At 60.2% G+C, this 25,230-nt stretch carries 21 protein-coding genes and 1 pseudogene; 10 read left to right on the plus strand and 12 right to left on the minus strand.

All coding sequences use genetic code 11. The features are described 5' to 3' along the window. Position 1: 1 nt before the first annotated feature. From ACYBHZ_RS11065 to uxuA, 7 genes are all read right to left on the minus strand, one after another. The gene (locus ACYBHZ_RS11065; protein ID WP_460274341.1) at positions 2-940 is read right to left on the minus strand and encodes an ABC transporter permease; all 939 of its coding nucleotides are present in this window, start codon (positions 938-940) and stop codon (positions 2-4) included. Beyond that, a complete protein-coding gene (locus ACYBHZ_RS11070; RefSeq protein ID WP_460274342.1) occupies positions 937-1,881 on the minus strand; it encodes an ABC transporter permease in 945 nt (314 codons plus the stop codon). The genes ACYBHZ_RS11065 and ACYBHZ_RS11070 overlap by 4 nt, the downstream gene beginning before the upstream one ends. After that, a complete protein-coding gene (locus ACYBHZ_RS11075) occupies positions 1,874-3,349 on the minus strand; it encodes an ATP-binding cassette domain-containing protein (protein ID WP_460274343.1) in 1,476 nt (491 codons plus the stop codon). Before ACYBHZ_RS11075 ends, ACYBHZ_RS11070 begins: the two co-directional genes overlap by 8 nt. 7 nt (positions 3,350-3,356) lie before the next feature. Continuing rightward, positions 3,357-4,436, minus strand: coding sequence for a substrate-binding domain-containing protein (locus ACYBHZ_RS11080; RefSeq protein WP_460274344.1), 1,080 nt, complete (start codon positions 4,434-4,436; stop codon positions 3,357-3,359). A 164-nt stretch (positions 4,437-4,600) separates the two neighbouring features. Beyond that, positions 4,601-5,524 (minus strand): sugar kinase, encoded by a 924-nt coding sequence (locus ACYBHZ_RS11085; protein WP_460274345.1) that lies wholly within the window; start codon positions 5,522-5,524, stop codon positions 4,601-4,603. Beyond that, positions 5,521-6,999 (minus strand): mannitol dehydrogenase family protein, encoded by a 1,479-nt coding sequence (locus ACYBHZ_RS11090; RefSeq protein WP_460274346.1) that lies wholly within the window; start codon positions 6,997-6,999, stop codon positions 5,521-5,523. The genes ACYBHZ_RS11085 and ACYBHZ_RS11090 overlap by 4 nt, the downstream gene beginning before the upstream one ends. Next, the gene (uxuA, locus tag ACYBHZ_RS11095; protein ID WP_460274347.1) at positions 6,996-8,210 is read right to left on the minus strand and encodes a mannonate dehydratase; all 1,215 of its coding nucleotides are present in this window, start codon (positions 8,208-8,210) and stop codon (positions 6,996-6,998) included. Before uxuA ends, ACYBHZ_RS11090 begins: the two co-directional genes overlap by 4 nt. A 138-nt stretch (positions 8,211-8,348) precedes the next feature. On the opposite strand from uxuA, the gene ACYBHZ_RS11100 reads away from it, so the two are divergent. After that, positions 8,349-9,416 (plus strand): L-idonate 5-dehydrogenase, encoded by a 1,068-nt coding sequence (locus tag ACYBHZ_RS11100; RefSeq protein ID WP_460274348.1) that lies wholly within the window; start codon positions 8,349-8,351, stop codon positions 9,414-9,416. A gap of 294 nt (positions 9,417-9,710) precedes the next feature. Here the strand turns inward: ACYBHZ_RS11100 and ACYBHZ_RS11105 are convergent. The 4 genes and pseudogenes from ACYBHZ_RS11105 to ACYBHZ_RS11120 all read right to left on the minus strand — a co-directional run. Beyond that, a pseudogene (locus ACYBHZ_RS11105) lies at positions 9,711-9,979 on the minus strand (IS6 family transposase); the annotation flags it as partial. Between the two features lie 212 nt (positions 9,980-10,191). After that, positions 10,192-11,439, minus strand: coding sequence for a TRAP transporter large permease (locus ACYBHZ_RS11110; RefSeq protein ID WP_460274349.1), 1,248 nt, complete (start codon positions 11,437-11,439; stop codon positions 10,192-10,194). 1 nt (position 11,440) lies between these two features. Beyond that, a complete protein-coding gene (locus tag ACYBHZ_RS11115) occupies positions 11,441-11,998 on the minus strand; it encodes a TRAP transporter small permease (protein ID WP_460274350.1) in 558 nt (185 codons plus the stop codon). Between the two features lies 1 nt (position 11,999). Continuing rightward, complete coding sequence (locus ACYBHZ_RS11120; protein WP_460274351.1) at positions 12,000-12,980, minus strand: TRAP transporter substrate-binding protein; 981 nt, start codon at positions 12,978-12,980, stop codon at positions 12,000-12,002. Positions 12,981-13,410: 430 nt separating this feature from the next. Between ACYBHZ_RS11120 and ACYBHZ_RS11125 the strand changes: the two genes are divergently transcribed. From ACYBHZ_RS11125 to ACYBHZ_RS11135, 3 genes are all read left to right on the plus strand, one after another. Next, positions 13,411-15,216 (plus strand): sigma-54-dependent Fis family transcriptional regulator, encoded by a 1,806-nt coding sequence (locus ACYBHZ_RS11125; RefSeq protein ID WP_460274352.1) that lies wholly within the window; start codon positions 13,411-13,413, stop codon positions 15,214-15,216. A gap of 141 nt (positions 15,217-15,357) precedes the next feature. Next, complete coding sequence (locus ACYBHZ_RS11130) at positions 15,358-17,157, plus strand: NAD(P)-binding domain-containing protein (protein WP_460274353.1); 1,800 nt, start codon at positions 15,358-15,360, stop codon at positions 17,155-17,157. 68 nt (positions 17,158-17,225) lie between these two features. Continuing rightward, complete coding sequence (locus ACYBHZ_RS11135) at positions 17,226-18,278, plus strand: 2,3-butanediol dehydrogenase (RefSeq protein ID WP_460274354.1); 1,053 nt, start codon at positions 17,226-17,228, stop codon at positions 18,276-18,278. Positions 18,279-18,380: 102 nt separating this feature from the next. On the opposite strand, the gene ACYBHZ_RS11140 is transcribed toward ACYBHZ_RS11135, so the two are convergent. Continuing rightward, positions 18,381-19,142 (minus strand): DeoR/GlpR family DNA-binding transcription regulator, encoded by a 762-nt coding sequence (locus ACYBHZ_RS11140; protein ID WP_460274355.1) that lies wholly within the window; start codon positions 19,140-19,142, stop codon positions 18,381-18,383. Between the two features lie 235 nt (positions 19,143-19,377). Here ACYBHZ_RS11140 and glpD point away from each other — a divergent pair, with 235 nt between their 5' ends. From glpD to ACYBHZ_RS11170, 6 genes are read left to right on the plus strand one after another with little or no spacing between them, the layout of a single operon-like run. Beyond that, positions 19,378-20,973: a glycerol-3-phosphate dehydrogenase gene (gene glpD, locus ACYBHZ_RS11145; RefSeq protein WP_460274356.1), complete on the plus strand. Its 1,596-nt coding sequence runs from the start codon at positions 19,378-19,380 to the stop codon at positions 20,971-20,973. Between the two features lie 42 nt (positions 20,974-21,015). Then, on the plus strand, positions 21,016-22,104 hold the full coding sequence (locus ACYBHZ_RS11150) for an ABC transporter ATP-binding protein (protein WP_460274357.1): 1,089 nt from the start codon (positions 21,016-21,018) through the stop codon (positions 22,102-22,104). A gap of 12 nt (positions 22,105-22,116) precedes the next feature. Next, a complete protein-coding gene (locus ACYBHZ_RS11155) occupies positions 22,117-23,202 on the plus strand; it encodes an ABC transporter ATP-binding protein (RefSeq protein ID WP_460274358.1) in 1,086 nt (361 codons plus the stop codon). Then, positions 23,202-24,074 carry a carbohydrate ABC transporter permease gene (locus tag ACYBHZ_RS11160; RefSeq protein WP_207020869.1) on the plus strand — a complete coding sequence of 291 codons (873 nt, stop codon included), beginning with the start codon at positions 23,202-23,204 and terminating at the stop codon, positions 24,072-24,074. The genes ACYBHZ_RS11155 and ACYBHZ_RS11160 overlap by 1 nt, the downstream gene beginning before the upstream one ends. Before the next feature lies 1 nt (position 24,075). Continuing rightward, the gene (locus tag ACYBHZ_RS11165) at positions 24,076-24,927 is read left to right on the plus strand and encodes a carbohydrate ABC transporter permease (protein WP_460274359.1); all 852 of its coding nucleotides are present in this window, start codon (positions 24,076-24,078) and stop codon (positions 24,925-24,927) included. A gap of 15 nt (positions 24,928-24,942) precedes the next feature. Next, on the plus strand, positions 24,943-25,215 hold the full coding sequence (locus tag ACYBHZ_RS11170) for a DUF2160 domain-containing protein (RefSeq protein WP_066708843.1): 273 nt from the start codon (positions 24,943-24,945) through the stop codon (positions 25,213-25,215). Positions 25,216-25,230: the final 15 nt, after the last annotated feature.

The raw sequence follows: 25,230 nt of genomic DNA on the forward strand, positions 1-25,230 counted from the left end.
ATTACCTCACCTTCGGTTTGGGCACGATAGCAACGATCGCGATGATCAGCACGCCCATGATGATGAAACGCATTCCGGCCTGGAACTGGAAGGTATTCAGCATCGTCCCCATCAGGTTGAAGAACATCGCAGCCCCCCAAATTCCAATCGCATTGGCTTGCCCCCCTGCGATCGAGGTTCCGCCCAAAGCGACGATCGCAATCGCCTCCATCAGATAGGTATCCCCCATATTGAGGGCCGCGCCGCCGGTGAACCCTGCCAGAAGATACCCGGCCAGCCCCGCCGCGCCGCCGCATATAACGTAAGAAATCAGACGGACGCGCTTGACGTTGATGCCAGCGAAATGTGCGGCGGCCTCACTCTGGCCCACGGCAAGGACGCGTCGCCCCCAGATGCCCCGAGTCAGGATCAATGCGGCAAGCGCCGTTAGACCCATGATGCAGATCGGCATGATCTGTATCCCTGCGAACCGGGTTGAGGTGAAGGCGGCCAGCGCGGCCGGTGGCTTGAGAGTGGCTTCCCCGCCGAAGTTGAATGCGACGCTCTGGAAGACAAAGCTCCACGCGAGTGTCGCGATGATCGGCGGCAGACGCAGCGCGAGGATTGCGCCATAGTTCAGCGCGCCCGCGACCATGCCCGTACCCAACGCGGCAGCGAGCCCCACAAGCGCCAACCCGCCGCTCGCCGCCGCCGCTGTCATGGCGGTGTAGGCCGAAAGCGTCAGCACAGCGGGGACCGACAGGTCGATATTGCCTGGACCGGTCGCGATGACGAACATCTGCCCACTCGCGACGACGACCGAAATCGCGGCAAAGATCAGCGCTGCGGACAATACGGAGCCAAGGCTCCCGACACCATTCGCGATCATCATGATGATCAGGATCACGATGGCTGCGATGAACCCGTAGGTCCAAGGGGCAAGACGAGAAAAAGCGCTCATGCGAGCCTCCTACGATCAATCAGAACCCGGCCTGCGAGCACAAGAAACAGGATCGCGCCTTGCGCACCGATCTGCCACGTGGCCGGTACATGCATGAAGCTGAGAAACGACCCGGCAAGCGCCAAAGTCAGCGCCCCCAGCACCGTACCGATGGGCGAAACACGCCCCCCGACGAAAGAACCGCCCCCCACGATCACTGCGCCGATGGTCAAAAGCGTGTAGGACGGGGCGACATTGGGGTCACCCGAGGTGATCATCCCCGAAAGCAGCACCCCCGCTCCGAGCATCAGCACCGCGGCGATTGCGTAGATCGCGATCCGCAGCTTGATCAAAGACCAGCCCGCCTTCTGCACCGCACGCGCATTGCCTCCCGTGGCCCGCAAAAGGGTGCCGAAGCTGGTATGCATCAAAAGCCATTGCGCCAAACCGCCTGCGATCAACGCCACCCAAATCGGCAGCGGCAGCAGCGGCGGCTTCCACCCGGTGAAGGCTATCAGCCAGCCGGGAACCGTTCCGCCGGGCGAGGGCAGCACGGTGATCGCGATACCGAGCCAGATGAAAGACGCCCCTAGCGTCACGATGATCGAAGGCAGTTCGCGCTCATGCGTAAACCAGCCCATCATCACGAAAGCCGCAATCACTGCGAGATAACCGAGAATGGCGATCATCGGCGCGCTATCGAGCCAAACCGCGGTGACGCAAGTGATCATCCCGACATAGGCACCGTTTGACAGATCAATGTCGCCCAGCAGGATCAACATCATCTGCGCAAGCGCGGCGAGAACCAGCGGCGCGGAAAGTTTGAACAGCAAGGTAAAGCCGAAATAACTCATCGCGTTGGGCTGGACGTAGAAAATTGCACCCAGCATTATAATCAGAGCCCCGGCAGGAAGCAGTAATTGCAACAGCCCATGGGAAAGGTGAAACCGTTTCTCAGCCATCGAGCCCTCCGAAAGATGATTCGAGAATTATACTTGGTTCGATCTGCGCCCCATCGAGAACAGTCTCCGACCGGCCTTCGCGGAACACATGGACGCGGTCGCAATTCTCGAATTCCTCGGTCTCGGTCGAATACCACAGAAAACTGCGCCCAGCCTCGGCCTCGGCGCGGATCAGCGCATAGACCTCGTGCTTGGTGCCGACATCAACGCCACGCATCGGATCGTCGAGAATGATCAGTTTGGCATCCGATGCCAAAGCGCGGGCAAAGAGAACCTTTTGCTGGTTGCCGCCCGAAAGGCTCAGAAGCGGGGTTTCAATGCCCGGCGCTCGCACCTTGAGGCGGTCGAACCAGCTTTGCGCCAGACCATCCGCTGCTTCGGGCAGCACGATGCCGCCGCGAGACAACGCGTTGAGCGAGCGGAGCGTAAGATTGTCGCGAATGGACCACAGGCCGAAGACGCCTTCGGTCACCCGATCCCCCGCCACGAAGGCAACGGGAATGCCGCGCGCCTGCGCCGCATCGAACAGCGCACGCAGACGCTCTCGTTGACCATGCCCGTCCAGACCGGCCAAGCCGACGATTTCGCCTTGATGGAGCGTGATGTCATGGTCTCCCATGCCGCTGGAATGAGTAAACACGACCGTCTCGCGCGCGACAGACCTGCGGCGCTCGCGGCCCTCGGGTTCGATATCGCCCATCGCAGCCACGAGGGTGGCCCGGCTCAGATTTTCATTGATTTGACTAGAAATCACCTGACCGTCTTTCATCGTCACCACACGATGTGCGGTCGCAAGGATCTCGCCAAGGCGGTGCGTCACGAGGATCACGGCGATGCCCTGGCCGGAGGCGCGCTGTATATGCTCCAGCAACTGGCGCGTCGCTTCGGGACCAAGCGAAGAGGTCGGTTCGTCAAGGATGATCGCGCGCACCGGCGTTTCCGTCTCAGTGAACCCGCGGGCGATCTCAATCATCTGACGCTCGCCGAGGGGGAGCTCCCCAATCGGCCGTTTAATGTCGATGCCGGAGTTGGGGAAGATCGTCTCCAGGGCATCGCCGATGATCTGCCGGGCCCGCCGTTTCCAGCCAAAGCCCTTGAGTGCAGGGTGCAGCAGGCGCGTGTTCTCTACCGCCGACAGGTTCGGACAAAGCGACAATTCCTGAAAGACACAGCGCAGGCCACTTTCGCGCGCCTCGATCGCGCTCCAGGTATCGACTGGTTTGGCGCTGACTTCGAATGTGCCGCCACTTCGCGCGACCGTTCCTGTCAGCACATTGATCAATGTCGATTTACCCGCGCCGTTATGACCGATCAGACCGACCACCTCGCCTTTGGCCAGATGGAAATTGGTTTCGCGCAGGGCCTGAACTGCACCGTAGCTTTTGCTCAGCCCCTGCCCTGCCAGAAAGACGGAGGCCGAAGCCTCCATCCCTGGCGTGGAGTTTTGTGTCACCTGCTGCATTTTCATCTCAGGATCAGTTCGGAGCCGTGATGCGGGGCAATTCGGTCCCGTTGATATTGGCATCGATGATCTTGCCAACGATTTTCTGATCGTAATCCGCGTCGAGCACCCCACCTTCGGGCACTTGGCTCAGCCAGGCGTCAAGATTGCCCTGATGCACTTCAAGCAGCGGCACTTCGACGAAATCGGGCACGTCCTTGCCGGCGAGAATTTGCTGCGCGGTCCAGAATGCCACTTGCGACGCACTGGGGGTTGCACCAAGCGAGAAGGTCTCGTACCCGGTTGCTTCGTGCTGATCTTTCCATGCCTGCAACTCGTCTTGACGATTGCCCATGATGATGATCGGAATTTTGCGACCGGCGGCTATGAAGGCCTGCATCGCGCCATAGCCGTCGCCACCTTGTGTCAGCACAGCATCGACCTTGTCGAGCGAGGGCAGGATACCGGCCACTTCTTTTTGTGCCACTGTGCCGGTCCACTGGCCGTACACTTCCCCCACGCTTTTATAGGTCGGATGCTCGTCCATCGCCTTTTCGACGCCCTCATGCAGGCGTCTATCAAAACCGTCGCCGGCTATACCGCGGATTTCGAGGATATTGGCGGGCTTGTCGCCCAGCTTCGACTGCACGAAATCGAGTTCCGCTTTGGCATAGCTGTCGAGATTGAAATCAACCGTATAGGCGCAAGGTTCGGTCACGCCGCTGGCGACAGCAACAACGGCAATCCCCGCGTTGCAGGCTTCTTTAATCGCACCGTTCAGCGCGGTATCCGAACCCGCCAGCACGACGATCGCATCGTAGCCTTGCAAAATCAGGTTCTGGATTTGCCCCGCCTGTTCGGTGACGTTGTTATTTGCAGACACAGTGGTGAAGCCAGCAATCGTACCGTCATCGACGGCTTTCTGGGCCATCCGCTCAAAGTCTTTGATCATCACTTGCCGAAAAGAATTCCCGGCATATGAATTGCTGAACGCGATCCGCTTGCCGCTGGTATCGCCGGTCGCCAGACCCTCCGCTGCGAAAGCCTGCCCCGCGAGCAACACGCCGCCAGCCAAGAGCCCCGCACCTTGCAAGAGCGTTTTCGTAAATTTCATATCTTCCTCCCTTTGTCCGGCGCCGCGGACCTAACTCTTAATTCGGACTGACTGGGGAGCAGGAATCGCGCCTCCTCCCCCCTCCTTCCCAGAAACATAACATCACTTGTATGGTAGAATGTCAAAATATATTAACAACCTACTGCCTCACTCTCGTGGCCCACCTAGGACGACGACGCGGTGCGCAACTCCGAGTGCGGCATCAGAGCTCCGCGGTGACGAACAACCTGCATTGCGATCCGATGACCTGTGGCCACCGCATCCGACAGGCTTGCCCCCATCGCCAGGCGCGCGATGAAAGCACCGTTGAAACTGTCGCCAGCGCCCGTGGTATCTATCGGCGTAACACGTGTGAGCCCATCAAACCGGTGCGTGCGGCCTTCATGGCCCACGACAATATCCCCACCACCGTTTTTCACGACGACGGTCTGCGCTCCTGCATTGAGATAGCGATCCAGCGTCTCGCCCGGATCGGCGTCACCAAAGCACATCTGCTCGTCATCGAAACTCGGCAGGACGATTTGCGAAACATGCGCTGCCGCAGTCAGGCTCTCTGCCGCGGTTTTCATATCGGGCCAGAGCTTCGGCCGGACATTCGGGTCAAGCACCGTGACACAGCCTTCCGCACGACGGCGTGCCAGTTCTGCCAGTAGTGCATCGCGCCCCTCCGGCGGCAGGATCGCCAAGGTAATGCCGGACACATGAATGACGTGAGCGTCTTGCGCCATTGCCCGCAGCTGAACGGGATCATCCGCAAGGGTCCGCGCCGCGGACGTGTCACGCCAATAGGTAAAGCTGCGCTCGCCCTTATCCAGCGTAATCGCATAGAGCCCGACCGCGCGTGAGGGATGATATGCGAGCCGATCCGTTTCGATTCCTGCCTCTTTTAGGAAACGTGGCACGCGCTGCGAAAACACGTCATTGCCAATCTTCGTGCCATAGGCCACCGCCCAATCATCTGACAAGCACGCGCGTGCATACCATGCGGTGTTAAGCGTATCGCCTGCGATCCCCATCTGCCAAAGCGCCTCGCCCGCGGCGGAGAGCTCCAACATACATTCGCCAATTGCAAGAAAACGCTTCATCATGTGCTTCCGTTTTCAGTAGCGCGCGCAGCCTCTGCTGCGAGAACCTCTCGCATCGGCCTTTGCAACATGCATTCAAGCAGCGGCTCGACTTCGCCCCAAAACGCATCGCTCGCCCCCAGCGCGACGGGCACAAAAGACGCCGCGCGCAGTGCGGCCACAATCTGCGCCGCAGTCTTGCCCTGTGCCAGGTCCGACAAGGCCTCGGCACGCGGATCGCGCAGTTCGTAAGCCGCGCAATCATGGGTCGCCTTGCTCAGGTGGCGCGCCCACACGGCCGTCGCAAAAGCAAAGGGACGCAGTGCTTGCCCCTGCCCGAGCGCATCGAGCGCCGGGGCAAAAATGCGTTGCGGCATCTTTTCCGAGCCATCCATCGCAATCTGGAAGGTCTCATGGGCGATATTGGGGTTTTCAAAACGCCGGATCAGATTGTGACCGTAACCCTCAAGATCAATCCCGGCAATCGGCGGCAAGGTCGCGGCGGCTGCCACCAGATGCCTCTGGATCAGCGCCACAAGGGCCGGGTCACGCATCACATCGCGTACATAGGCATGGCCCGCATGGAACCCCGCATAGGCCAAAAGCGAGTGGCTGCCATTCAGCATCCGCAACTTCATGGCCTCAAAGGGCGCCACATCCTTGGCGAAAATCACGCCCGCCTCATGCCAGGCAGGGCGACCTTGCGGAAAGTCATCCTCGATCACCCATTGGCAGAAGCTTTCGGTTTCTACCGCCGCACGATCTTCGCAGCCAATCAAGGTCTCTGCCTCAAGCAGCGTGGCTGGCGTGGCCGCTGGCGTAATCCGATCGACCATCGTCGAAGGAAAGGCGACGTTCTCCGCGATCCAGCCAGCAAGTTCGGGATCGATCCGGCGCGCGAAATCGACCACCGCCCCGCGCAGAATCTTGCCATTCTCCGGCAAGTTATCGCAGCAAAGCACCGTGAACGGATCAAGCCCGGCCTCGCGCCGCCGACGAAGTGCCTCGCACAGAAGACCCAGAACGCCATGCGGGGCCCTTGGGGTCACCAAATCAGCAGCCACCGCAGGATGCGTCTGGTCGCAACACAAACCGCTTCGGTCCAGCCCGTAGGCTTTTTCCGTCACCGTCAAAGAGACGATTCGCGTCTCGGGCGCGGCCATTGCTGCCAAAGCCGGTCCGGGATCATCCGCCGCGCAGATCGCGTCCGCGATCGCCCCGATCACCTGCGCCTCGACGCCGTCCGCCCCTTTTGCAATCAACGTGTAGAGCCCGTTTTGCGGATGCAATTGCTCTGCCGCGCGGGGCGAACGCAGCGACACCCCGAGGATACGCCAGTCGCCACCCGCCTTTGCCAAAGCCGTGTCGGTCAATGCGGCCTGATGCGCCTTGTGAAACGCGCCAAGCCCCAAATGCACGATCCCGATGCCATGTTCGGACGGGCAATAGACCGGACGCAACGATTGCGGGACGGCATCAAGCGTTTCGAGACGACTCATTGCAGACCTCCCAGGCGATGCTCGAAGCTCCGGTATAGACCACGCAGCTCGGCCAATCCCTTGAGGCGACCAATCGCCGGATAGCCTGGCTGTGCCTCGCGCCCGATATCATCAAGGATATCCTGACCGTGATCGGGTCGAAAGGGAATCGACCAATCCGCGCGCCCCGCCGCGCGGCGCCGGCGCTCCTCGCACACGATCGCACGTACCATCGCCACCATATCTGTATGGCCGGACAGATGCTCGTCCTCGTAAAAGGAGTTCATCACTGCATCGCCTTCAATCGCGACGTTACGCAAATGCAAAAAGTGAACGCGATCCGCGAGTGCCTCGAAAATCTTGACCGGATCGTTATCCGGGCGCGCGCCAAGGCTGCCCGTGCAAAGCGTCACGCCATTGGCAGGCAGGTCGACCGCATCAAGAATCTTGCGGTAATGCGCCTCGCTCGACGCAATCCGCGGCAACCCCAGCAACGGGAAAGGCGGATCGTCGGGGTGGCAACACAGACGCATGCCAAGGCGCTCGGCAAGCGGCGCAACCTCTGACAGGAAATCTATCATATGCGATTGCAGCCGATCTTGCGAGATATTGTCATATTCCGCCAGATGCAGTTTGACATGTTCCAGCGTGAAAGTTTCCGCAGCACCGGGCAGACCGTACACGACGTTTTCCGCCAGCGCAGTCCGGCGCGCATCACTCATCTGTGCGAAGCGCTCCGCGGCGGCGGCGGCGATGTCTTCAGGAAAGCTTTCCGCAGCCCCTTTGCGCTGAAGCACGTGAATATCGAAAGCTGCGAAATCAATCAAATCGAAGCGCATGCAGCGCGCGCCGTTGGGACGCTCCCATGCGAGATCGGTGCGGGTCCAGTCCAACACCGGCATGAAGTTGTAGCAGATCACTTCAATCCCGGAGTCCCGCAAATGCCGCATGGACAGTTTCCATGCATCGAGATGTGCGCGCCAGTCACCCTTCTGCTTCTTGATATCTTCGGAAACCGGCAGCGACTCCACGACTTCCCAACGCAGCGACGAAGCGCGACCGTCCGCGCGCGTCGCGATCTCACGGTGCCGCTGTGCAATTTCCTCCGGGCTCCAGACTGCGCCGGTCGGGACATGATGCAACGCCGAAACGACGCCCTCGACTCCCGCTTGCATCATGTCGTCAATACTCACCCGATCCTTCGGACCGAACCAACGCCAAGTCTGACGCATTGCAATCTCCTCTTCTATGCGTGCCGGCGCAACCTGCCCCGCCTCGCGTTGTCTTTTACCGCTAAACTTTATATCAGCTTGCCTTTATGTTGACTAGTATGGAAGATTGTCGAAACTTTGCTGAGAAAGAGGCTATCGATGACGTCAAAGAACATTCGCATTGTGCGGCTGCACGGTCAGAAAGACTTACGCGTCGAGACCGGCGAAGAGCCGCTGGCAGGCCCGGGTGAAGTCGTCGTCGCGATCGGTGCCGGCGGCATCTGCGGCTCTGACATGCATTATTTCACCGATGGCGGGATCGGAACGATCCGCGTGCGCGAGCCGATCATCATCGGGCACGAGGCCGCTGGAACGATCGTGTCCCTTGGTGAGGGGGTCGAGGATTTGGCACCTGGCGACCGAGTCGCCATCAACCCATCCCATCCCTGTGGTACGTGCCGCTTTTGCACAGAAGGCGCCCACCAACACTGCCTGAACATGCGTTTCAAGGGCTCGGCGATGTTCCTGCCTCACGAACAGGGTTTCTTCCGCGATCGTCTCGCGATCGGGGCAGCCCAATGCTATAAGATTGAGGCGCATGTGCCGATGGCGGAAGCGGCACTCGCCGAACCGCTTGCCGTTTGCTGCCGCGCCGTGACGCGCGCCATCGACGTTGCGGGCCCCTTGGCGGGCAAGCGCGTTCTGGTGACGGGCGCCGGTCCGATCGGGGCACTGTGTACTGCGCTCGCAAATCATTTCGACGCGTGTGAGATCGTGGCAACCGACCTTCAAGACAAAACTCTAACGGTCGCTGAAAAGGTCGGCGCAACGCGTGTGATCAACACCCGCACCACGCCGGACGGATTGCAGAAATACGAAGCGGAAAAGGGTCAGTTCGATCTTTGTTTCGAATGCTCCGCGGCGGCCCCTGCGCTGCGCGCGGCGATTGCCTGTACCCGTCCGCTTGGCACCATCGTGCAGGTCGGCGTAATGGGTGACACAAACGTGCCTTTCAACATGCTGGTCGCGAAAGAGCTAAGCCTGATCGGAACGCACCGTTTCGACAGGGAATTCGGCGAAGCCGTCGCCTTGATTAACGCGCGGCAAATGAATCTCGCACCGATTGTCACCCATAGCCTACCAGTCGAGCGGGCCAACGAAGCGATGTCGCTGGCCCTGGATCGAGGTCAGGCCGTCAAGGTTCAACTGACCTTCGACACACCGTAAAATAAATTCGCATCACCGTCGCGCCAGCGCCCTGCATAGACGCTCACGCGGCATGTTTAATTGAGGCTGGCACGGAGGGCAGCCGAGGGGAAAGCGTCCCCTACTGCCTCCGACACCGCAGCATGAGCCAGGGCCGCAGCATCTTCGGGACTTCCGAACAGAATCGCGACGCTTTCCCTGCCTGCAAAGTAGCGGCGTGTACGCGTTCGGAGGCACTGCGGACGCGCTCGCGTACTCCGTCGATGGTGCTGTCACATTAACTGGCCAGTTTGAGCGATTGGTGCTGTTGGGACATTAAGCGACGTTTGCATAGGATTTCCACGCATCGAATGTTTCGACCCGATGGTGGCGGACAGTAAGGGCGGAACGGCGGGCACAGGGCTAGAGAAACGATTGCGGGTTGCAGACTGCATGGAGACGAAACGCTGCAATCCCCCCGAAAATCGGAAGCGCTGCATTGTTGGCTCTCGTTTTCGAAATGGGAGGTGACTGTTTTCAGCGCGCTTGTCTCGCCTCGATTGAGGGGTGTCCTCAAGAACAACGCCGCGTTGGTCGACCACGCGTAGAGCCAGACAACATGAGACATGATCCGGTGCGGAAAGTGTGGCCTTTATCGTTGATTTTCTCTGTCTGCATCGACAGCGCTTACGCCGAGATTAACCGGCCGGCAATCTCAGCCCCGCAAACGTGACAACACCGTTCCGTCGTGACAACCGTAAGCGCCCCACATCGGGGACGGCGCGATACGGGGGCGGCAGAGGCAAAACGTACGGCTTCAGATCAGGATCGGCACGAAGGCGATCATGAGATACACAAACAACAGCATTCCGAGATAGGGCAGAACCGCGCGGGCGATGCGTTCGATCGGCAGGCGTGCCGTTGTGGAGGCGACAAAGAGGTTGATGGCGACGGGCGGCGTGACCATGCCAATGGCCAGACCGACCACAATGATGATGCCGAAATGCACAGTGCTCAAACCGAGCTGCGCCGCGAGAGGCAGGAGCATCGGGGTCAGGATGATCAGGGCAGAGGCGGTTTCAAGGAAGACGCCCGCCACAAGGATCACCGCCATGACGAGAAGCAACAGCACATAGGTATTGGAGGACAAGGACAGTGCCGCAGTGGCGATCTGGTTCGGCACCTGCCAGCTTGACAGCGTCCAGCTCAGGATCGAGGAGGCCGCAATCACGAACATGATGACGGAGGTGGTGACGCCTGCACGGATGATGATGCGATAAAGCTGTTTCAGGGTCAGGTCGCGGTAGATGAAAAGCGACACGAGGATGGCGTAGTCCACCGCGATGACGGCGGCTTCGGACGGGGTGAAAATGCCCGAAAATATCCCGCCGAGAATGATCAGCGGCGCCATTAGCCCCCAGCTGGCCGAAAGAAAGGTGCGGCCAATGGTTTTGAGGTTGAACGCGGTCCCGCGCGGATAGGCGCGGCGGTGGCCTTGAATGAGGGCGATAAAGATCAGACCGATCCCCATGGCGATGCCGGGGATAAAGCCGTTTAGGAACAGTTCCCGCACGGATTCCTGCGCGATCACGGCATAGATGATCATCGGCACAGAGGGGGGGATCACCACGCCAATAGTACCCGAGGCGGCAATGAGAGAGGCGGCAGAAGCCGGATCATAGCCTTTGCGTTTCAGTTCAGGCACAAGGCTGGCCCCGACAGCGGCGGTGGTGGCCGCGCCCGATCCGGAGATTGCGGCAAAGAACATGCCCGCAAGCACGGAAACGATGGAGAGGCCGCCTTTGATAAAGCCGAACATGCTGTCGGCAAAGGCGACGAGACGTTTGGAAATTTCACCCTGTGCCATGACATCGCCCGCAAGTACGAACATCGGCACGGCGACAAGCGCAAAGGAGTTGATGCCGGAGAACATCTGTTGCGGCACGACCATCAAGGGCACGCCGGAGAGATTGAGTGCGCTCATGGTCGCCGCGCCGATCACGATGGCAACCGGAATGCCCAAGAGCAGGAAAAGAAGGAAAAGGCCGGCAAGCACGAGGCTCATGTTACGATCTCCCCGAAGGTGTTGCGGCATTCCCGGCCAGTTCATGTTCCAAATCGGTGTCGATTTCACTGTGCGTTTCGCGCATCGGCTCTCCGGCCAAAAGCCGGATCAGGTCGATCACCGACAACCCCGCCATGATCAGCGCGGCAAAAGGCATGACGGCATAGACATAGGTCATGCTGAGCCGCAATGAGGGCGATTTTTGAAAACTTTGCATGTTCATATATTGCCAACCGATTTTGGCCAGCGTCAGGAGGAACACAATCGTGACCAGAACCGCCGCGCCGGAAACGACCCGGCGCAACGCGGGCGGCAGGTTGTCACGCAGAACCGTGACCGCGATATGCCGCCCCTGTTGATAGGCCAGCGCAGCGCCGAGAAAGGTGATCCAGATCAGCAGAAATCTTGCGACCTCTTCTGTCCAGCTCACCGAGGTGAAGAACACCCGCGACACGATCTGAAGCGTGATCACCGCCGTCAGCCCCGCCATACCCGCAAACACCACGGGTTTGAGGAGCGTCCCCACCAGTCTGTCCAGCCACGCCAGCCCTTTGAGCATCTTACTTCAGCGCCTCTTGGATGCGCGGCAGATAGTCGCCGAATTTCTCGCCGTATTTGTCATAGACCGGCTGCACAGCGGCGGAGAAGGCCGCGAGGTCCGCATCTTCGACCACATTCATGCCCGCGTCTTTGAGGGCGGCCAGTTGCTCTTCTTCAAGCTCGGCGTTGAGCGCGCGCTCGTATTCGGCCGCCTCTTGTGCCGCAGCAGCGATGATGTCCTGCGCCTCTTCAGAGAGCTGGTTCCATTTCGGCATGCCCATCACAAAGAGCGCCGGCGCGTAGGTGTGACGCGTCATGGTCATGTTGGTCTGGGTTTCGTTCAGCTTGAAGGAATAGACCACACCGACCGGGTTTTCCTGGCCGTCGATGGTGTTTTGCTGCATGCCGGTCAGTGCCTCGGTCCAGGCCATCGGGATCGCGTCGGCCCCCAGTTCACGGAAGCTGTCGATATAGACCGGGTTTTCCATCACGCGGATGCGCAGCCCGTCGAGATCGGCAGGCGAGTTCACCGGGCGCTTCGAATTGGTCAGGTTGCGGAACCCGCGCTCGGCATAGGCGAGACCTTTGAGGTTGACCTCTTCGAGGCGACCCAAAAGCTCCTGGCCGATTTCCCCATCAAGGACGCTGTAGGCCGCTTCGGGAGAGGGGAAGAGGAACGGCAATTCGAAAACGGCGATATCTTCGAGGAAGTTCGCGACAGGACCGTTGGTGATGACGCCCATGTCAACCGTGCCGATTTGCATGCCCTCAAGCAAAGTGCGCTCGTCGCCCAGCGTGGCGTTCGGGAAAATCTCGACGGTGATCGCGCCATCGGAGCGCTCGGAGACCAGTTCCTGAAATTTCACGGCGGCGGTGTGATAGGCGTCCTGTTCGTTGACCACATGCGCCAGACGCAGGTTAACGGGATCAATATCCGCCATGGCCGGAAGCGCAGTAAGAGTTGCCGCAGCGAATGCTGCCGCTTTGATAAAGGATGTCATAGATGTCCTCCCAGACAGTTAAAAGAAGAGCGCGCTCCGGCGCCCGTTGCAAGACCCACTCCGACGCGCCCGTCTGGCGTCACATGATGCATTTCGAAGGCCCTCATGAAGACCTGAGGAAAAGCACTTTAGCTGCGAAAAACTGCATCGGATTGCAGATTTATTGCGCATATGGCGGAAAAAAGCGTCAAGATGCAACCCAACATCGCGCTTGCCGGAGTTCTTTACATCCCCTGTGCCTTTTCAAACAAATCTCTGCCACGGGAGACTCAGGCAGAGGTGTGGCCCAATCGCTGAGAGAGATGCTGGCGTAATCTGGCCCGCTTCGCACGGGATCTTCGACCATTGTCCCCTCTGGGCTTGCACGCATCCTGTGCTACACTCCCGCCGGGAGGAGGCGCGCCACGCAAGGCGCGTCATCAAAAAAGCGATGAAACACGCACGCCATGTCGAAGAGATCGGGCAGGTGCTCGAGGGCGGCCAGACCGGGCGGGACAGTATTGTCTCCGCCTCCTGGCGGCGTTGTGTCGAGGTCTATGGTATGGACCCGATGCGCACCGACCCGGCGCATATTGTCACAGAGACCGAGTTGCGCGATCACCGCAAGCAGGCCGAATGGATGATCGCGGCGGCACGCTCGGGGCTGCAATCTCTGTTTCGCCAGGTCGCCGGCCAAAACTACGTGCTGCTGCTGACAAATGCCGAGGGTGTCTGCGTCGATTACTTCGGCGACGACCTGTTCACCGAGGACCTGCGCAGCGCCGGGCTTTATCTCGGATCGAACTGGTCCGAGGATCTCGCCGGAACCTGCGGCGTTGGCGCCTGTATCGTCACGCAAGAACCGGTGACCGTGCATCAGGACGACCATTTCGGCAATGCCCATGTGGCGCTGTCCTGCACGGCCGCGCCGATCTTTGACAGTCTCGGACAATTGGCCGCCGTGCTCGACATTTCACTTTTGCGCTCTCCCACCCCCAAAAGCAGCCAGAATCTGGCGATGAGCCTCGTCACCTCCGCCGCGCGCCGCGTCGAAATGGCCAATCTGATGGCCGAAAGCCCGCGTGACTGGGTGTTGCGCCTGTCCTCCAGCCCGGAATTCCTGGACGTCGATCCCGAGGCCGCCGTGCGGCTGGACGGCTCGGGACGGGTGCTGGGCTATACCCGCGCGGCGCGCCAATTGTTCCCCGAAACGGGACAGATTCTCGGGCGTCGGATCGACGAGGTTCTGAGCGTAAGCGTCGATGACCTGCCGGATCTGATGCGCGACCGCCCCACCGAGGAGCGGGTGATCGAGATGCGTGACGGCGGAGCGCTGTTCGGCCATGCCATCGCGCCCAAGGCCCCGCATCAGACCCGCCACGGGGCACGGCAGACCGGGACACTGGCCGGGACACTGGCCGGTGCACAGAAAGGCGCACTGAGTGGAACACTCGGTGGCGCGCTGGCCGGGCTGACCGGCGGCGACCCGAACATGGCCCGTCTTTTGGAACAAGCCGAACGGCTGGCCCCTTCCACCGTACCGCTTTTGATCACCGGCGAGACCGGCACCGGAAAAACCAAACTCGCCCGCGCGATCCATATGATGAGCAAAGCGCAAGGGTTCATGAGCCTCGAATGCGCCACACTGCGTCCCAAGGACATCGCCGATCTCTCCCTCGACCCGGTGAGCCTGACGACGCTTTTGCTGCGTCGGATCGAGGAGTTGAGCGAAGAGACCGCCATCGCCCTGAGCGGATTGCTCGACCGCAGGCCCGATCTGCGCACGCTTTCGACAAGCTGTCTCGATCCGGCCCGCATCGCCTTGCCCCGCACGCTGTTTCACCGATTGGCGGGCTGTAATCTCACCGTGCCCCCACTCCGAATGCGACGCGATCTCGACTGGCTGATGTCGCGCCATCTGCGCCGCCACACCGCCGAAACGATCCGCCTGTCGCCCTCGGCGCGGGCCGAACTGATGGGACGCACCTGGCCGGGCAATATCCGCGAGCTTGAACAGGTACTCGACACCGCCGCCGCGCTCTGCGTCGGCACGGTGATCGACCTGCCCGACCTGCCCCATCCGGTCGTGGCCGACCCTGCCGACGGGTCGCCCGCCTCGACAAACCCATGGGACTCGCTGGAGCAGGTTCTGGTCGCCTGCGACTGGAACATGGCCCGCGCCGCGCGCCGTTTCGGGGTCAACCGCTCGACCATCCTGCGCCGGATGCGGGCCGCCGGGTTGCGCCCGCCCGAGTGAGATGTTGCACAGGCGTTGCGCGCGCAACATGCTGCGCTGCAACGATTGTTTTTCTGTCATCCATGGCCATCGCGCACGTAGATCGCCGCAATTTTCGCACCCCATACTTCTTCTGAACACACGCACAGAGGAGGAGTTGCGATGCTCGACAGTTCAACCACCACCCAGACTCAGGAGCTTCTGGACAGCCTGAACGCCGCATTGGAGGGCGGCGATATCGACCGCGCCGCGGGGCTGTTCGCGACCGACAGCTATTGGCGCGATCTCGTTGCGGTCAGTTGGAACCTGAAGACGGTCGAAGGCCCCGAGGGCGTGGCGGATATGCTGCGCAGTCAGCTTGACCACACCCGTCCGGGCAAGTTTGAGATTCAGTCAGGCGAGATGCCCGCCGAGGAGGACGGCGTCATCACGGCTTGGCTCACATTCGAAACCGCGACCGGGCGTGGTTGGGGGTTGATGCGGATGCGCGACGGTCGGATTTGGACGTTGCTGACCGCCCTGCAAGAGCTCAAGGGGTTCGAGGAAAACCGAGGCAAACGCCGCCCGATGGGCGCAGAGCATGGCGCCAAAAAGAACCGCAGCTCGTGGAAAGAACGCCGTGAGGCGGAGGAGGCCGATCTGGGCTATGGCACCCAGCCCTACGTCGTCATCATCGGCGGTGGTCAGGGCGGCATCGCGCTTGGTGCACGGCTGCGTCAATTGGGCGTCCCGGCCATCGTGCTGGACAAACATGACCGCCCCGGCGACCAATGGCGCTCGCGCTACAAGTCGCTCTGCCTGCACGATCCGATCTGGTACGACCACCTGCCCTACATCAAGTTCCCCGACAACTGGCCGGTGTTCACGCCGAAGGACAAGGTCGGCGACTGGCTGGAGATGTACACCAAGGTCATGGAGATCAATTTCTGGTCCCGCTCCGAAGTCCAGAAAGCGAGCTATGACGAGGCCTCCGGCACTTGGGAGGTCAAGGTCAACCGCGACGGCGAAGAGGTCACGCTGCGCCCTACCCAGCTTGTGCTTGCCACGGGCATGTCGGGCAAACCGAACATGCCGCAATTTCCCGGCATGGAGCGCTTCAAGGGGACGATCCAGCATTCCTCGCAGCATGAGGGGCCCGATGACTGGGCCGGCAAAAAGGTCGTCGTCATCGGCTCGAACAACTCCGCGCATGACATCTGTGCCGCGCTTTGGGAGGGCGATGCCGATGTGACGATGGTCCAACGCTCCTCGACCCATATCGTGCGCTCGGACAGTCTGATGGAGATCGGCCTCGGTGCGCTTTATTCCGAAGAGGCGGTCGCCAACGGGGTGACAACCGAAAAGGCCGACATGATCTTTGCCTCCCTGCCCTACAAGATCATGCATGAATTCCAGATCCCGCTCTACGACCAGATGCGCGAACGCGACGCGGAGTTCTACAAGGGTCTGGAAAACGCCGGCTTCGATCTCGACTGGGGCGATGACGGGTCGGGCCTGTTCATGAAATACCTGCGACGCGGCTCCGGCTATTACATCGACGTGGGCGCCAGCCAGTTGATCATCGACGGAGAGGTCAAACTCGCCAAAGGCGGCGTCGATCATTTCGAAGAAGACGCGGTCGTTTTGACCGATGGCACCCGCCTGCCCGCCGATCTCGTTGTGCTGGCCACCGGGTTCGGATCGATGAACGGCTGGGCCGCGGATCTGATCAGCCCGGAGGTCGCGGATAAGATCGGCAAGGTCTGGGGCCTCGGCTCCGACACCACCAAGGACCCCGGCCCGTGGGAAGGCGAACAGCGCAATATGTGGAAACCGACCCAACAGGAACACCTTTGGTTCATGGGCGGCAACCTGCACCAATCGCGCCACTATTCGCTCTACCTCGCCCTGCAATTGAAAGCCCGTCTGGAGGGGCTCGAGACCCCCGTTTACGGCCTTCAGGAGGTGCATCACCTGTCGTGATGCGCATCGCGCGCCCGGGCTTTCTTCCCGGCCCGGGCGCAGAATTTACGAACCTAAGGAGAACCACAATGAAAGCAGCACGCTGGCATGGCGTCAAAGATATCCGCGTCGAAGACATCCCCGAACCCTCCCCCGCAGCGGGCGAGGTCAAGATCAAGGTGGCCTGGACCGGAATTTGCGGCAGCGACCTGCACGAATATCTCGCCGGGCCGATTTTCGTCCCCGCGGACGAAGAGCATCCGCTCAGCCACGACAAGGCGCCGATCACCATGGGCCACGAATATTGTGGCGAGATCACCGAATTGGGCGCGGGTGTGACCGGGCTTGCGGTTGGCGACCGGGTTGCCATCGAACCGATCTTTGCCTGTGGCACTTGCCCCGCCTGTCATGAAGGCAAATACAATCTTTGTGACAGCCTCGGCTTTGTCGGCCTTTCGGGCGGCCACGGTGGCTTTGCCGCGTTCTCGGTCGTGCCCGCAGGCATGGTGCACAAAATGCCGGACGCCCTGTCGATGGAGCAAGGCGCGCTGGTCGAACCGGCGGCCGTCGCGCTCCACGCAGTGCGCATGTCCAAGATCAAGGCGGGCGACACGGCCGCAGTCTTTGGTGCCGGCCCGATCGGGCTTTTGGTCGTCGAGGCGCTGCGCGTCGCCGGTGCGGCCCAGATCCATGTGGTCGAACCCTCGCCCGAGCGCCGCGAAAAGGCGCTGGAACTGGGCGCGACCAGCGCCATCGATCCGATGTCGACCGATCCAGTGGAGACGATCCGCACGGCCACCGGCGGCGTCAACGTGGCCTTCGAAGTGACCGGGGTGCCGCGCGTTCTGCCGCAATGCATCGACAGCACGCGGCACGAGGGCCAGACCCTGATCGTGTCGATCTGGGAGGGCGATGCCGCGTTCCAGCCCAACACCGCCGTGCTGAAGGAGCGCCAGCTTCTGGGCACCATCGCCTATCGCAACATCTATCCGGCGGTGATGGAGCTTATGACCCAGGGCTATTTCAGCGCCGACAAACTTGTGACCAAGCGAATCTCCATCGACGAGATCGTCGATCAGGGGTTCGAGGCCCTCGTGGCGGAAAAATCTCAGGTCAAGATTCTCGTCCAAGCCCCGGCGTGATGTAACACGATTGAGCGGCGCTCAGAACGTTGCTTGAGCCGCCCCTGAACACCCTGACGGCCCCGTGCGATGCGCGGGGCCGCAATGCTAAGACCTACGCCTTCAGCCGCCCGAGACCACCTCGGTGTTCCAGCTCTTGCAGGCTTGGGACAGTTCGTCCGGAACGGCGTGATCGGTGAAATACACGTCGATGTCGGACAGCGATGCGATCCTTGCGGGGGCGCTTCTGGAAAATTTGGTGTGATCCGCGACGAGAAAAACCTTGCGCGATTGCCGCAGGATCGTCTGGCTCACACTGACCTCCTGAATGTCGAAATCCAAAAGATCGCCATCACGGTCGAGCGCGGAACAGCCGATGACCGCCAGATCGAATTTGAATTGGCGGATGGTCTCTGCGGCCAGATTGCCGACCAAGCCGCCATCGGACCGCCGCAAATGCCCGCCGGTCACGATGACTTCGCAATTGTTGTTCCCGGCCAGAATGTTGGCGACATTCATATTGTTGGTGACGACCATCAGATCCTTGTGATGCAACAGCTCCTGCGCGACGGCTTCCGTGCTTGTCCCGATGTTGAGAAACAACGAAATCCCGTTGGGAATCCGCGACGCACAGGCCCGCGCGATCGCGGTTTTGGCCTCCGCGTTCAACTGCCGCCGATCTTCGTACCCGATATTGATGGTGCCGGACGCCAGCACCGCCCCACCATGCACCCGTTCGACACGCCCCAGTTCCGCCAATTCGGACAGGTCGCGGCGAATGGTTTGAAGCGTGACACCAAAGTGTTCTGCCAGCCGCTCGACCGTGACCTTCCCCTCTTTGCGTGTCATTTCGAGAATCTCGGGGTGACGAAAGTTGTTGGACATAGATGTTCGCTTTGCTTCGTTTCTGTGGCTTCATGGAAAAAGACGCGAAAACCCGATGCGAATCCAGTCAATTCATTGCCGCACCTGCGTAGATTCTCTTATCTTTTCTTCGCAGTTGCAGAAATATTTATCTTAACCCATTGATTTTTCTTAATCGAACAAAAACGAAAACAAATATCTTGCGTTTTTGACCTTTTCGACACAACGTTAGCGCCAGAACTTGGGAGGAAAGCCTGTGCAGGGGAATGACAGCACACATCCCGTCGATCTTTTTGTGATCGGCGGCGGCATCAATGGCTGTGGCATTGCGCGCGACGCGGCGGGACGGGGATTTTCCGTGACGCTCGCGGAGATGAGCGATCTGGCCTCTGCGACCTCGTCTTCCTCCACAAAACTCTTCCACGGCGGACTACGCTATCTCGAATACTTCGAGTTTCGGTTGGTCCGCGAGGCTTTGATCGAGCGCGAAATTCTCCTGCAGGCCATGCCTCACATCAGCTGGCCGATGCGTTTTGTCCTTCCTTATCATAAGGATATGCGCTTCGAATCCGAAACGCCGACCTCGAAACTTCTGTCTGTCGTGATGCCTTGGATGAAGGGACGCCGTCCGGCATGGCTGATCCGGCTTGGCCTGTTTCTCTACGATCATCTGGGCGGGCGCAAAATCCTGCCGGGCACGGAAACCATCGGCCTGACGGGAACGCCCGAGGGCGCGCCGCTGCAGGAGCGCTTTGCCAAAGCCTATGAATATTCCGATTGCTGGGTCGAGGATTCCCGTCTCGTGATCCTCAATGCCCGCGACGCAGAGGCACGCGGCGCGGCGATTCTGACGCGCACCAAAGTGACCCATGCGACGCGCGAAGGCGATCTCTGGCGTGTCGAAACGAAAGATATGGAACATGGTCGCACCATGACCCATTACGCAAAAATGCTGGTGAATGCGGGCGGCCCTTGGGTCGGCGACGTGATCCACGACAAAATCGACCTGCCGTCGAAAGAGGGCGTGCGGCTTGTGCGCGGCAGCCATATCGTGACCCGCAAGCTCTACGATCACGACAAATGCTATTTCTTTCAGGGCACCGACGGGCGGATCATTTTCGCCATTCCCTATGAGACGGATTTCACCCTGATCGGCACCACGGACGCCGAACACAGCGACCCGTCGCTCAAACCCACCTGTACCGACGAAGAACGCGACTATCTGATCGCCTTTGCCAACAAATATTTCAAAGCGCCAATCAGCGCCGAGGATGTGGTCTGGAGCTATTCCGGCGTCCGCCCGCTCTACGATGACGGAGCGTCATCGGCGACAGCGGCGACACGTGACTATACGCTCAAGGTCGATGCAGAGGGCGGTGCGCCGGTACTCAACATCTTCGGGGGGAAAATCACGACCTATCGGCGGCTGGCGGAAAGCGCGCTTGAGAAAATCTCGGAACACCTGCCGGACACAAAGGGCCAGTGGACGGCAGGTGTGCCGCTCGCAGGCGGGGATTTCCCGGTCGGCGGGTTTGACCGGCTTGTCTCCGAGCTGCGTGCGCAATTTGGGTTTCTGACCCCGTTCTGGGCGCGGCGTCTGGTGCGGGCCTACGGCACCGAAGCGCGTGACGTGCTGGGAGACGCAAAGAGTGCCGAGGCACTGGGACGTGATTTCGGCGCGACCCTGACCGAGACCGAAGTGACATGGCTGATGGAGCGCGAATATGCGCGCACGGCCGAGGATATTGTTTGGCGCCGCTCAAAGCTTGGGCTGCGTCTGGATGAAACGCAGATCCATGATCTGGATGACTGGATGAAGACCCGCCGCGCGGGGAGTGCCGCAGCTGAATAAAGCCAAAGGCCAAAGACAATAAGGCGCGGGGAGGAGGACCTAATGACGCTGGAACTGAAGGGCGTGTCAAAAATCGTCGAGGGGCAAATGCATATTGCCGCGACCGATCTGACGCTCGAAAAAGGAACGATGAACGTCCTGCTGGGGCCTACCCTGTCGGGGAAGACCTCGCTGATGCGTCTGATGGCCGGGCTCGATCAACCGAGCGCCGGGCGGATTTTCTGGGACGGAAAAGACGTCACCGGCATGCGGGTGCAGGATCGCAAGGTTGCGATGGTGTATCAGCAATTCATCAACTACCCCTCGATGAGCGTGTACGACAACATTGCCTCGCCGATGAAGCTGATGGGCGTGGACAAGGCGGAGATCGACGCGCGGGTGCGGGAAACGGCGGAGCTGATGAAGCTGACGCCGATGCTCGACCGCAAACCTCTGGAACTGTCAGGCGGGCAGCAACAACGCTGTGCTCTGGCGCGGGCGCTGGTGAAAAACGCCGGGCTTGTGCTTCTGGATGAGCCGCTCGCCAACCTCGATTACAAGCTGCGCGAGGAGTTGCGCGTCGAGATTCCAAAGATTTTCGAAGCCTCTGGCTCGATCTTTGTCTATGCGACGACGGAACCCGAAGAAGCGCTTTTGCTCGGCGGCAATACCGCGACGCTCTGGGAGGGACGCGTGACGCAATTCGGGACGACGCCCGAAGTCTATCGCCAGCCCGTGGATGCCACGACGGCCCGGGTGTTCTCCGATCCGCCGATGAATTTCCTGCAAATCTCCAAGACCGGCGATCGGTTGATGTTCGGAGACGGACAGAGCGCGAAAGCCACCGGCAAGCTCGCGGAACTGCCCGACGGGCGCTACACCGCCGGGTTCCGTCCGAACCACCTAGAGATCCTGCAACATGCTGAGAATGCGATGAAGTTCACCACAAAATTGCATGTCACGGAGCTGACCGGGTCGGAAACTTTCGTCCATCTCGATCACCATGGCGCGCGTTGGGTCGGGTTGATCCACGGCGTGCACGATCTCGAGATTGGCGCCGCGCTCGACGTCTGGCTCGACCCGCGTCATGTCTATGTGTTCGGCGAAGACGGGGGGCTCGTTGCGCCCGCCGCCTATGCGATGGCGGCGTGAGGAGGCGCGATCATGGCTAGAATTACACTCGACAACCTTGCGCATTCCTACAATCCGACGCCTGCGTCGGAGGACGACTATGCGCTCAAGGAGCTGAATTACGACTGGGAAGACGGTGAGGCCTATGCGCTTTTGGGCTCGTCGGGCTGTGGCAAGTCCACGCTTTTGAACATCATTTCGGGGCTGTTGATGCCCTCGCAGGGGCGCATCCTGTTCGACGGTCAAGACGTAACCCGCGCCCCCACGGCGGAGCGCAACATCGCGCAGGTGTTCCAATTCCCGGTGGTCTACGACACGATGACTGTGCACGACAATCTGGCCTTTCCGCTCAGAAACCGGGGCCGCGACGAGACCTATGTGGCCGAGCGCGTTCAGGAAATCGCCAAGATGATCGGCATGGAAGACATGCTGCGCAAAAAGGCGCGTGGCCTTGGTGCCGATGCCAAGCAAAAAATCTCTCTGGGCCGCGGCATGGTGCGCAAGGATGTGAACGCGCTGCTGTTCGACGAACCCCTGACCGTGATCGACCCGCATATGAAATGGGAACTCAGAACCCAGCTCAAAAAGCTACACCACGATTTCGGCCACACGATGATCTATGTGACCCACGACCAGACAGAGGCGCTGACCTTCGCGGACAAGGTGGTGGTGATGTATGACGGGCGCGTGGTTCAGATCGGCACGCCCGAGGAGCTGTTCGAACGGCCCGCGCACACGTTTGTGGGCTATTTCATCGGCTCGCCGGGCATGAATGTGATCCCCGCCAAGGTCGAGGGCACAAAGGCCTACATCAACGGGTCGGAAATTGCGCTCGGCGCAGGTTATGCCCCGGTAGACGGCAAGGTGGAAATCGGCGTGCGGCCCGAATTCGCGCGATTGAGCGAAAGCGAAGGCCTGCCCGTGAAAGTGCGCCGCGTCGAGGATGCCGGGCGTCACAAGATCATCCGTGCCGAATTCTTTGGCCAAGACATCAACATCATCGCAGGCGAGGACGATCCCGTGCGCGCGGACATGACCCGCGTCACATTCGATCCGGCGCGCGTGAATGTCTATGCGAACGACTGGCGTGTGGCGCCGCAAGGCGGGGAGGCCGCGTGATGCAACAGAAAACAACCAATCACAAAGCATGGTTCCTTGTGCTGCCCGTCTTGGTGCTCGTGGCGTTCTCCGCCGTGATCCCGCTCATGACGGTGGTGAACTATTCCGTGCAGGACACCTTCGGCAACAACCAGTTCTTCTGGGCCGGGCTTGAGTGGTTCCAGGAGATGCTCTCGGACGAGCGCATGTGGAACGCGCTGCAACGTCAGTTGATGTTCTCCGGCATCATCCTTGCCATCGAAATTCCGCTGGGTATTTTCGTGGCGCTCAACATGCCGAAATCGGGATTTTGGTCGTCCTTCTGCCTCGTGGTCATGTCGCTCCCGCTTTTGATCCCATGGAACGTGGTCGGTACGATCTGGCAGATTTTCGGACGCGTTGACATCGGCCTTTTGGGCTACACGCTCGATGCGCTTGGGATCGACTACAACTACACGCAGGACACGATCTCCGCTTGGATCACCATCATCGTGATGGATGTCTGGCACTGGACGTCGCTGGTGGCACTTCTGGCCTTTGCCGGCCTCAAATCCATCCCCGACGCCTATTATCAGGCCGCGCGGATCGACCAGGCGAACCGTTGGAAGGTGTTCCGTTTCATCGAACTGCCCAAGATGATGGGCGTGTTGATGATCGCCATTCTGCTGCGTTTCATGGACAGTTTCATGATCTACACCGAGCCTTTCGTCGTGACGGGCGGCGGTCCGGGCAATGCGACGACGCTTTTGTCCATCGACCTCGTCAAAATGGCTCTCGGCCAGTTCGATCTCGGACCCGCAGCCGCCTTCTCTTTGATGTATTTCCTCGTGATCCTGTTGATTTCATGGGTGTTCTACACCGTCATGGTCAACCTCGACAAAAAGGGCATGTAAGATGACGGACGCAACCGCACTCACACCCGCCACCCGCGCGCGCAGCCTCCCCAAGGTGAAGGGCCGCGCCGTGGTGATGACGCTCTATCTTCTGTTCCTCATGTTGCCGATCTACTGGCTGTTGAACATGAGCCTGAAGACCAACACGGAAATTCTGGGCAGTTTTTCGCTTTGGCCACAAAACCTGACGTTCGAGAACTACGTCACGATCCTCACCGACGAGGCGTGGTACATGGGCTACGTCAACTCGATGATCTATGTGGTGATGAACACGGTGATCTCGCTCGCCGTCGCCCTGCCCGCCGCCTATGCGTTTTCGCGCTACAACTTCCTCGGCGACAAGCACCTGTTCTTTTGGCTTTTGACGAACCGCATGGCGCCGCCTGCCGTCTTCGCCCTGCCCTTCTTTCAGCTTTATTCCTCGATCGGGCTTTTTGACACGCATATCGCCGTGGCTCTGGCGCATTGTCTCTTTAACGTGCCGCTCGCCGTCTGGATCCTCGAAGGTTTCATGCGCGGCGTGCCCAAGGAAATCGATGAGACCGCCTATATCGACGGCTATAGCTTTGGGCGCTTCTTCGTAAAGATCTTCATGCCGCTCATCGCCTCGGGCATCGGTGTGGCTGCGTTCTTCTGCTTCATGTTCTCTTGGGTCGAACTGCTTTTGTCTCGCACGCTGACCTCAGTGGACGCTAAACCCATCGCCGCCACCATGACCCGCACCGTGGGTGCGGCAGGCGTCGACTGGGGCGTGCTAGCCGCCGCCGGGGTGCTCACCATCGTGCCGGGCGCACTCGTGATCTACTTCGTGCGCAATTACATCGCCAAGGGCTTTGCCCTCGGTCGGGTCTAAGAGGAGGAATTCGACATGGACTGGATGGCATGGACATGGCCGACCGCCGCCTTTTTCGGAACGATTGCAACGCTTTTGGTGATCTTCACCATACTGGCGATCAAATTCCCCGAAACGCCGCGCGTTGGCGTCCTGGGCATCGAGACCACGCGGGGGGATCGTTTGTTCATCACCCTTCTGGGCTCGGCCTTCATCAATCTTGCATGGCTCGGTCTGATCGGCGCCAACCAAGCGCTCGCGCTTGTCGTTTGCCTGATCTTTGCAGCCATCGTCTTTCGCTGGGTCTGAGGAGGCCCCGCGACG

The sequence above is a fragment of the Celeribacter sp. ULVN23_4 genome (assembly GCF_054788345.1).

What these genes read in the sequence shown, in the direction of transcription:
- ACYBHZ_RS11170 (WP_066708843.1), top strand. Translation starts at nt 24,943, where the DNA reads ATGGACTGGATGGCATGGACATGGCCGACCGCCGCCTTTTTCGGAACG.
- ACYBHZ_RS11140 (WP_460274355.1), bottom strand. Translation starts at nt 19,142, where the DNA reads ATGTCCAACAACTTTCGTCACCCCGAGATTCTCGAAATGACACGCAAA.
- ACYBHZ_RS11125 (WP_460274352.1), top strand. Translation starts at nt 13,411, where the DNA reads ATGAAACACGCACGCCATGTCGAAGAGATCGGGCAGGTGCTCGAGGGC.
- ACYBHZ_RS11110 (WP_460274349.1), bottom strand. Translation starts at nt 11,439, where the DNA reads ATGAGCCTCGTGCTTGCCGGCCTTTTCCTTCTTTTCCTGCTCTTGGGC.
- ACYBHZ_RS11160 (WP_207020869.1), top strand. Translation starts at nt 23,202, where the DNA reads ATGCAACAGAAAACAACCAATCACAAAGCATGGTTCCTTGTGCTGCCC.
- ACYBHZ_RS11070 (WP_460274342.1), bottom strand. Translation starts at nt 1,881, where the DNA reads ATGGCTGAGAAACGGTTTCACCTTTCCCATGGGCTGTTGCAATTACTG.
- ACYBHZ_RS11115 (WP_460274350.1), bottom strand. Translation starts at nt 11,998, where the DNA reads ATGCTCAAAGGGCTGGCGTGGCTGGACAGACTGGTGGGGACGCTCCTC.
- uxuA (WP_460274347.1), bottom strand. Translation starts at nt 8,210, where the DNA reads ATGCGTCAGACTTGGCGTTGGTTCGGTCCGAAGGATCGGGTGAGTATT.
- ACYBHZ_RS11100 (WP_460274348.1), top strand. Translation starts at nt 8,349, where the DNA reads ATGACGTCAAAGAACATTCGCATTGTGCGGCTGCACGGTCAGAAAGAC.
- ACYBHZ_RS11165 (WP_460274359.1), top strand. Translation starts at nt 24,076, where the DNA reads ATGACGGACGCAACCGCACTCACACCCGCCACCCGCGCGCGCAGCCTC.
- ACYBHZ_RS11130 (WP_460274353.1), top strand. Translation starts at nt 15,358, where the DNA reads ATGCTCGACAGTTCAACCACCACCCAGACTCAGGAGCTTCTGGACAGC.
- ACYBHZ_RS11155 (WP_460274358.1), top strand. Translation starts at nt 22,117, where the DNA reads ATGGCTAGAATTACACTCGACAACCTTGCGCATTCCTACAATCCGACG.
- ACYBHZ_RS11135 (WP_460274354.1), top strand. Translation starts at nt 17,226, where the DNA reads ATGAAAGCAGCACGCTGGCATGGCGTCAAAGATATCCGCGTCGAAGAC.
- ACYBHZ_RS11150 (WP_460274357.1), top strand. Translation starts at nt 21,016, where the DNA reads ATGACGCTGGAACTGAAGGGCGTGTCAAAAATCGTCGAGGGGCAAATG.
- ACYBHZ_RS11085 (WP_460274345.1), bottom strand. Translation starts at nt 5,524, where the DNA reads ATGATGAAGCGTTTTCTTGCAATTGGCGAATGTATGTTGGAGCTCTCC.
- ACYBHZ_RS11090 (WP_460274346.1), bottom strand. Translation starts at nt 6,999, where the DNA reads ATGAGTCGTCTCGAAACGCTTGATGCCGTCCCGCAATCGTTGCGTCCG.
- ACYBHZ_RS11065 (WP_460274341.1), bottom strand. Translation starts at nt 940, where the DNA reads ATGAGCGCTTTTTCTCGTCTTGCCCCTTGGACCTACGGGTTCATCGCA.
- ACYBHZ_RS11075 (WP_460274343.1), bottom strand. Translation starts at nt 3,349, where the DNA reads ATGAAAATGCAGCAGGTGACACAAAACTCCACGCCAGGGATGGAGGCT.
- ACYBHZ_RS11080 (WP_460274344.1), bottom strand. Translation starts at nt 4,436, where the DNA reads ATGAAATTTACGAAAACGCTCTTGCAAGGTGCGGGGCTCTTGGCTGGC.
- ACYBHZ_RS11120 (WP_460274351.1), bottom strand. Translation starts at nt 12,980, where the DNA reads ATGACATCCTTTATCAAAGCGGCAGCATTCGCTGCGGCAACTCTTACT.